The organism is Mesorhizobium sp. M2A.F.Ca.ET.039.01.1.1, assembly GCF_003998035.1.
GTDB lineage: Bacteria > Pseudomonadota > Alphaproteobacteria > Rhizobiales > Rhizobiaceae > Mesorhizobium.
The window spans coordinates 1-6,958 of record NZ_RZRY01000330.1 but is presented as its reverse complement, the minus strand read 5'-3'; the positions used below and the strand labels follow the sequence as shown (position 1 = coordinate 6,958).

The 6,958-nt window shown below is 63.3% G+C and carries 8 protein-coding genes; 3 read left to right on the top strand and 5 right to left on the bottom strand.

Annotated elements, in window-relative coordinates; all coding sequences use genetic code 11:
* Positions 1-80: 80 nt before the first annotated feature.
* The 3 genes from EOA24_RS22575 to EOA24_RS22560 form a co-directional block, all read right to left on the bottom strand.
* Entirely contained in the window at positions 81-905 is an 825-nt protein-coding gene (locus EOA24_RS22575; RefSeq protein WP_126080522.1) for a carbohydrate ABC transporter permease, read from the bottom strand.
* A complete protein-coding gene (locus tag EOA24_RS22570) occupies positions 902-1,771 on the bottom strand; it encodes a sugar ABC transporter permease (RefSeq protein ID WP_126080523.1) in 870 nt (289 codons plus the stop codon). The genes EOA24_RS22575 and EOA24_RS22570 overlap by 4 nt, the downstream gene beginning before the upstream one ends.
* 413 nt (positions 1,772-2,184) lie before the next feature.
* Complete coding sequence (locus EOA24_RS22560; protein WP_126080524.1) at positions 2,185-3,411, bottom strand: sugar ABC transporter substrate-binding protein; 1,227 nt, start codon at positions 3,409-3,411, stop codon at positions 2,185-2,187.
* Positions 3,412-3,583: 172 nt separating this feature from the next.
* Between EOA24_RS22560 and EOA24_RS22555 the strand changes: the two genes are divergently transcribed.
* Genes EOA24_RS22555 through EOA24_RS22545 form a run of 3 tightly spaced genes read left to right on the top strand, consistent with a single transcriptional unit; the run spans position 3,584 to position 6,313 of the window.
* A complete protein-coding gene (locus tag EOA24_RS22555) occupies positions 3,584-4,354 on the top strand; it encodes an SDR family oxidoreductase (RefSeq protein ID WP_189343314.1) in 771 nt (256 codons plus the stop codon).
* A 2-nt stretch (positions 4,355-4,356) separates the two neighbouring features.
* Positions 4,357-5,424, top strand: a complete 1,068-nt coding sequence (ugpC, locus tag EOA24_RS22550) for a sn-glycerol-3-phosphate ABC transporter ATP-binding protein UgpC (RefSeq protein WP_126080526.1) — start codon at positions 4,357-4,359, stop codon at positions 5,422-5,424.
* Positions 5,425-5,431: 7 nt separating this feature from the next.
* Complete coding sequence (locus EOA24_RS22545; RefSeq protein WP_042645590.1) at positions 5,432-6,313, top strand: MurR/RpiR family transcriptional regulator; 882 nt, start codon at positions 5,432-5,434, stop codon at positions 6,311-6,313.
* A gap of 174 nt (positions 6,314-6,487) precedes the next feature.
* Here the strand turns inward: EOA24_RS22545 and EOA24_RS22540 are convergent, their stop codons facing one another.
* Together EOA24_RS22540 and EOA24_RS22535 are read right to left on the bottom strand one after the other, a co-directional pair.
* Entirely contained in the window at positions 6,488-6,799 is a 312-nt protein-coding gene (locus tag EOA24_RS22540) for a DUF167 family protein (protein ID WP_126080527.1), read from the bottom strand.
* Positions 6,799-6,958: YggT family protein (locus EOA24_RS22535; protein WP_133374574.1), on the bottom strand; the 160-nt coding region annotated here is incomplete at its 5' end. The genes EOA24_RS22540 and EOA24_RS22535, both read right to left, overlap by 1 nt.

Genomic DNA, 6,958 nt, shown 5'->3' with positions numbered 1-6,958 from the left:
GCGCATGAACGCTCCCTAGACTTCTTGTTTTTGCGATTCCAGACGAAAACCGCTGCGTATTCCTGGAATTGCCGGGATTGCTATTTGACGGCCCCGAGCGCAAGGCCCCGGACGAGGTAGCGCTGCAGCCAGATGAAAAGGATCGCCACCGGCAGCGTCGCCAAAAGCGTGGCGGCCATGACATGGTGCCATTCGATCGTATAGCGGCCGGCGACGAGCGAGAAAACCTGGATCGGCAGCGTGTAGCTTTCCTGGCTGCGGAGCATGGTGAGCGCGACCACGAACTCGTTCCAGGCGTTGATGAAGGTGAAGATCGCCGTCACCGCGATCGCCGGCAGGCAGAGCGGCAGGAAGACCTTGCGCAGCGTCAGCCAGCGGCCGGCGCCTTCCATCCAGGCCGCCTCCTCGAGATCGCGCGGGATGGTGTCGAAATAGCTCTGCAGCATCCACACCGTGAAGGCGACGTTGAAGGCCATGTAGATGAAGCCGAGCGCGGTGGTCGACTCGACCAGGCCCCAGGCCGCCATCAGCCTGAACAGGCCGAGCACCAGCACGATCGGCGAGATCATCTGCGAGATCAAAAGGAACTGGCGGAAGGCCCCATAGCCGGCAAAACGAAAGCGCGACATGGCATAGGCGGCTGGGACCGAGATCATGATCGCGCCGAGGGTCGCCAGCGCCGAGACATAAAGCGAATTCAGAAGCGCCTGGCCGAAGCCGGTCGCCACCCACATGTCCGCGAAATTCGACCAGCGGAACTCGCTCGGCCACCAGGTCGGCGTCAGCACCTCGGTGCGCGGCTTGACGGCGGTGAGGAACATCACCGCGAAGGGGAAGATCGTCACCACGATCAACGGAGCCAGCAGCAGCCAGGCGATGACGGTGCGTTTCAACTTCGGCGTCATGCGCGCTGCTCCCGCATGGCAAGCCGCACATAGATCATGGTGAAGACGAGCAGGATCGCGAACATCACCAGCGACACGGCGGAGGCCTCGCCCAGTTTGCCGATGCGGAAGGCGAGCTTATAGAGATGCGTCACCAATATGTCGGTCGAGTTGGCCGGCCCGCCCTGCGTCATCACCCAAATGATCGGGAAGGAGTTGAAGACATAGATGGTGTTGAGCACGATCGCGATGTTGATGAAGGGTTTGAGCAGCGGAAAGGTGATCTCGCGGAACTGCTGGAACAGTGTCGCGCCCTCGAGCGCGGCCGCCTCATAGAGATCGTCGGGGATCGACGACAGGCCGCCGAGGAAAATCGTGGTGGTGAAGGGCACGGTCACCAATATGCCGATCAGCACCTGCATCGGGAAAGCGGTCTCGGCGCTCGCCAGCCACTGGATGTTCTGGCTGATCAGGCCGAGCTTCATCAACGCCGAATTCAGCATGCCGCTTTCGCCGTTGAGCGCCCAGCGCCAGACCACCGCGGTCATGGTCAGCGACACCGCCCAGGGCAGCATGATGATGACGCGGGCGAGGCCGCGGCCATAGAAATCCATGTTGAGGATCATCGCCACGGGGATCGACAAAAGCAGCGCGCCGCCCACGACCAGCGCCGTCCACAGCCCAGTGCGCCAGAGCGCCGCGACGAAATCCGGGTCGGCGGCAAGCGCCGAGAAATTGGCCAGGCCGCTGAATTCGCGAAGCTGGCCAAAGCGGTTGACGTCGTGCGTCGAAATCTGGATCAGATCCCAGACCGGCCAGAAGATCACCACCGCCGCCAAGAGCAGGCTGGGCAGCGTCAGCAGATAGGGCAGGAAACGATTTTGCATCGGCTGGCTTGTACTGCGTTGCGTTGTTGGTGGTGCTGGTTTGCCAGCCTGTGCAATGCTCGCCTGTCCCAGGCTCGGTCTCGAACACTTTTCTCGGCGTTAGCGCTGCCCCTCACCTGCCTGCCGGCATCCTCTCCCCGTATAGTGACGGGGAGAGGGACGCTGTCGCCGGCGATTTCGCCAATCACCAACGTAGCAGGAAAAGCGCCAGCGTTGCGGCCAGCCCCTTTCTCCCCGTCACTATACGGGGAGAAATGCCCGGCAGGGCAATGAGGGGCAGCGCCGAGGTCGAAGGTTTGTCCCTTTGTCTGGAATGATTACCTGTCCGCCCGGCTATTCGGCCGAACACCATCCAAAAGATGTGGCGCGCCCCGCGGGGGTAGGGCGCGCCACGGGCGCAGGGAGATACGCCCTTATTTCTTGAGCACGGCGTTGGCCTTGGCCGCTGCATCCTTCAGGCCGGCCTCGGGGTCGCCGCCGAGATAGATTTTCTGCATGGCGTCGGACGTGATCTGGGCGATCTCTTCCCAGCCCGGGATGACCGGGGCGAAGCGGGCGTCGGGCAAGAGTGCGGTGAAGGCGGCGAGGTCGGCGTTGTTGACGTAATAGTCCATCTTGGCCTCTTCCTTGTTCACCGGCAGGAAGCCTTCGCCCTGCGTGAACTTGGCGCGCTGCTCCTTTGTGAACAGGAAGTCGAGCAGCTTCCAGGCCTCGTCCTTGTTCTTGGAGTTCTTGAACATGATGATGGAATCGGTGACGCCGTAGGTGCCGCGCGCGCCGGTCGGGCCGGCGGGGATGGCGGCGACGCCGTATTTCAGGTTCGGCGCTTCTTCCTTGATCTGGTTGGACAGGAAGGGCGCGGTGATCATCATGCCGACCTTGCCCTGTTTGAACAGGTTCTGCACGTCCTCGCGGTTGTTGGAGGTGACCCCCGGTTCCGTCAGGCCCTCGTCGATCATCGACTTGTAGAGCTTGGCCGCTTCGAGCGCGCCGGGCGTGCTCAGGCCGGACGTGCCGTCCTTGTTGAGAATCTCGGTGCCCTGCGACCACATCGCATAGTAGTAATAGACGTCGGTCTCGATCTCCTTGCCTTGCAAGCCGAAGCCGAAGGCGCCGACCGCCTTGATCTTGCGCGCGTCCTCCTGCAGCTCGGTCCAGGTCGCCGGCGGCTTGGCGATGCCGGCCTTCTCAAACAGCTCCTTGTTGTAATACATGGCGCGCGCGGAAGCTGCGATCGGCAGGCCATAGGTGTGGCCATTCATGATGGAGGGCTGCAGGAATGTGTCGATAAAGCGGTCCTTGAACTCGGGCTTGATGTAGCTGTCGAGCGGCTCGGCGACATCCTGCTGGACGAAGTCGATCAGCCAGCGGGTGCCGATGATCGAGAGATCCGCGTTGGTGCCGGCGGTGATGTCGGTGGTGAGCTTCTGCAGCAGCACATCCCACGGCACCACTTCATACTTGATGGTGATGCCGGGATTGGCCGCCTCGAATTCCTTCTTCACCGCTTCGAAATAGGGGCCGGTCTTGGCGCTGTATTCGGCGACGGTGACGCGCACCTCGCCCGCATCGGCTGGTGCTGCCAGGGCTAGCATGCTCATTCCGGCCAGCAGGCCGACAGTCCATTTTGCAAGGCTCATCTGAATTCTCCCATTGATGCACGTTGGCGCCTGCCTCTTGTGAGCACAGGATTTATGTTACTTTCCTACATTATCCATGATTTGGCGCTGCGCAAGCGGATTATCATGTTGCTTAATTACATTTGCTTGTTTAGCTTATTGGCTCAAAATGAGGGGTGGAGGAGGGCGCAGCGTGGGTTCGACAGCCGAGTTCGAAGGCAAGACCGTCGTCGTCACCGGAGCCGGCGGCGGCCTCGGCTCGGCGATCGTCGAGCTCATGGCCGAACGCGGCGCGCGCATCGTCGGCTGCGACCAGTCGGCGGAGGCATTGGTCAGCCCGCATATCGCTTCCCGCCACGTCTTCAACTTGCTCGACCGGGCGTCGATCGAAGCCGCGATCCCGGCGCTGCTCGACCAAGACGGCGTTCCCGACATCCTAATCAACAATGCCGGCTGGACGCGCGCCGAGACACTGGCGGCGCTGACGGCTGACAAGATCGAGCAGGAGCTCGACCTCAATTTGACCGGCGTGATGAGTTTCGCCGATCCGCTGATCAAGGCGATGGCTGGGCGCGGTTCGGGCAGCGTCGTCTTCATCTCTTCGGTCAACGCTATCGCGCATTTCGGCAATCCGGCCTATGCGGCGGCCAAGGCCGGCATCAACGCCTATGCCAAATCGGTCGCCGTCGAGCTCGGCCGCAGCGGGTTGCGCGCCAATGTCGTGTGCCCGGGATCGATCCGCACCGCCGCCTGGGACCATCGCCTGGCCAAGGATCCGGAGATCCTCGGGCGGCTGAAGCGGCTCTATCCGCTGGGCCGCATCGTCAATGCACGGGAAGTGGCCGAAGCTGTCGCCTTCCTTGCCTCCGAGCGCGCTTCCGGCATAACAGGCGCCGTGGTGCCTGTTGATGCCGGCCTGACAGCCGGCTACCTGCCTTTCATCGACGACATATTGGGAGCGTGACCATGACCGACGTCCAGTTCCGCAACCTGTCGAAGTCCTTTGGCCAGCACAAGATCCTCGAAGACATCAACCTCGACATCAAAACCGGCGAGTTCGTCGTGCTGGTCGGGCCGTCCGGCTGCGGCAAGTCCACGCTTTTGCGTATGCTGGCGGGGCTGGAAACGATCACCGCCGGCGATCTCGTCATTGGCGGCACGCGCGCCAACGACCTGCCGCCGCAGAAGCGCAATATCGCCATGGTGTTCCAGTCCTACGCGCTGTTTCCGCATCTGAAGGCCTCGGAAAATATCGGCTTTGGCCCAAAAATCCGCGGCGAGAACCGCGCCGCGATCGACGACAAGGTGAAGAAGGCTTCCAGCGTGCTCAACCTCTTCTCCTATCTCGACCGCTATCCGCGGCAGCTTTCGGGTGGCCAGCGCCAGCGTGTCGCCATGGGCCGCGCCATCGTGCGCGAGCCTTCGGTGTTCCTGTTCGACGAGCCGCTCTCCAATCTCGACGCGCAACTGCGCGTGCAGATGCGCACCGAGATCAAGGCGCTGCACCAGCGGCTGAAATCGACGATCGTCTACGTCACCCACGACCAGATTGAGGCCATGACCATGGCCGACCGCATCGTGGTGATGGACCGCGGCCGCATCCAGCAGGTCGGCCAGCCGCTGGAGCTTTACGACCGGCCTGCCAACAAATTCGTCGCCGGCTTCATCGGCTCGCCGTCGATGAGCTTTGTCTCTGGCGCGCTGAAGACGGCCGGAGCTCAGTCTTGGTTCGAGACCAGCGGCGGCGGCCGCCTGGCGCTCTCGGGCAACGCGGCTTCCGGCGGCGACACGGTTGAAGCCGGTATCCGCCCAGAGCATTTCATGGTCGGCGCCGGCGATGATGCTATCGCCATCAAGGTCGATGTCGTCGAGCCGACCGGTTCGGAAACGCATGTCTACGGTTCGGTCGGCGACGACACGGTACGCGCTGTGTTCCGCGACCGGCTGCAGGTGAAGCCGGGCGACCGGCTGCCGGTGCGTGTCGACCCGCGCAACATCCACCTTTTTGACAAGGCAACCGGCCTGCCGCTGTGAGAAGATGATGAAGAGCCCGGCCGACATCATCACCCGCCTGCAACTGATGTCGCAGGACGGCACCAAATCGGACCGACGGCTGGCGGGGTTGGTGCTTTCCGACCTTGATTTCGCGTCGAAGGCGGCCATCTCGGAGATCGCCGCGCGCGTCGCCGTCAGCGAGCCGACCGTTACCCGCTTCTGCCGCAATCTCGGCTGCGAGGGGCTTCGCGATTTCAAGTTCTACCTAGCGCAGGCCATCGCCATCGGCGGCCAGTATCTGTCGCCGGAGCCGCTCAGCCGCGACGCGCGCGAGCAGCGCATCGCCTCGGCCATCACCGAGGCGGCGATTGCCGCCATCCAGCGCGCCAGCGAAAACCTCGATATGACGACGCTGATGGATGTTGCCGCCCGGATTGCAAGTTCCGGCAACGTGCTCTGCATCGGCTCCGGCGGCATTTCCTCGATGATGGCGACGGAGATGCAGAACCGGCTGTTCCGGTTGGGCCTCTCGGCGCTCGCCCAGACCGACGGCCAGCTGCAGCGCATGTATGCCGCCGTCGCGACCCCGGAGACGACGCTGCTCGCCTTCTCCGTCTCGGGCTATGCGCGCTCGGTGATCGAGGCGGTCGAGGTGGCACAGCAATATGGCGCTGCCACCGTCGCCATCACCGCGCCGGACTCGGCCCTGGCCAAGGTCGCCGGCACGGTGATCCTTTTGCAGTCGGTCGAGGACGGCAACATCTACAAGCCGACCTCGTCGCGCTACGCGCTCCTGGCGATCGTCGACATGATCGCCACCACGGTGGCGGAATCGCGCGGACCGAAAGTGCTGGAGAATCTGCGGCGCATCAAGCAGAGCGTGAACACGCTGAAGGTGGACGATCCGAAGCTGCCGCTGGGGGATTGAGTGGTTTTGAAGACTCACCCTCACCCGGATTGCCGACCGAATTGCGAAGAGCAATTCGGGGCAATGCGACCTCTCCCCAAGGGGAGAGGAGCAGGTCGGCGCCGGCGCCAAGCTCTTCTCCCCGCCGGGGAGAAGGTGGCCGCGTAACGGCCGGATGAGGGGGCGTCGCCAGCGTTATTTGCTGAGCGTCTCAAGTCGCTCCACCAACTCAGCCGCATCCGCCACAACCCGCAGCGTCTTTAGCCGCGATGTACCGCCGGCGACTACGGAAACGGCCGACACCCGCACACCCAGCGCCTTGGCCATCATCCGCTCCAGCGCTTGATTGGCGGCGCCGTTTTCCGGCACGGCGCGCACGCGGGCTTTGAGGTGACTGCGCCCGTCGGCGGCGGTCTCGATGCCGTCGATCCGGTCAAGCGCCGCTTTCGGCGTCAGCCGCACGAAGAGGTCGATGCCGTTGTCGCGCAGCCGAAACGGCGTGCTCATCAGCCGCCGGCCACGACCCAGGACCAAACCGTGGTGACCAGGAACTGGCGGATGAAGAAAAGGATCAGCAGCAGGATGATCGGCGAAATGTCGATGCCGCCAAGATCGGGCATGAAGCGGCGGATGGGGCGCAGGGCCGGCTCGGTCAGCCGATAGAGC

Bases quoted from the DNA above. Each gene is read 5' to 3' on its own strand.
- EOA24_RS22575 (WP_126080522.1), bottom strand. From the start codon at position 905: ATGACGCCGAAGTTGAAACGCACCGTCATCGCCTGGCTGCTGCTGGCT.
- EOA24_RS22570 (WP_126080523.1), bottom strand. From the start codon at position 1,771: ATGCAAAATCGTTTCCTGCCCTATCTGCTGACGCTGCCCAGCCTGCTC.
- EOA24_RS22560 (WP_126080524.1), bottom strand. From the start codon at position 3,411: ATGAGCCTTGCAAAATGGACTGTCGGCCTGCTGGCCGGAATGAGCATG.
- ugpC (WP_126080526.1), top strand. From the start codon at position 4,357: ATGACCGACGTCCAGTTCCGCAACCTGTCGAAGTCCTTTGGCCAGCAC.
- EOA24_RS22545 (WP_042645590.1), top strand. From the start codon at position 5,432: ATGAAGAGCCCGGCCGACATCATCACCCGCCTGCAACTGATGTCGCAG.
- EOA24_RS22540 (WP_126080527.1), bottom strand. From the start codon at position 6,799: ATGAGCACGCCGTTTCGGCTGCGCGACAACGGCATCGACCTCTTCGTG.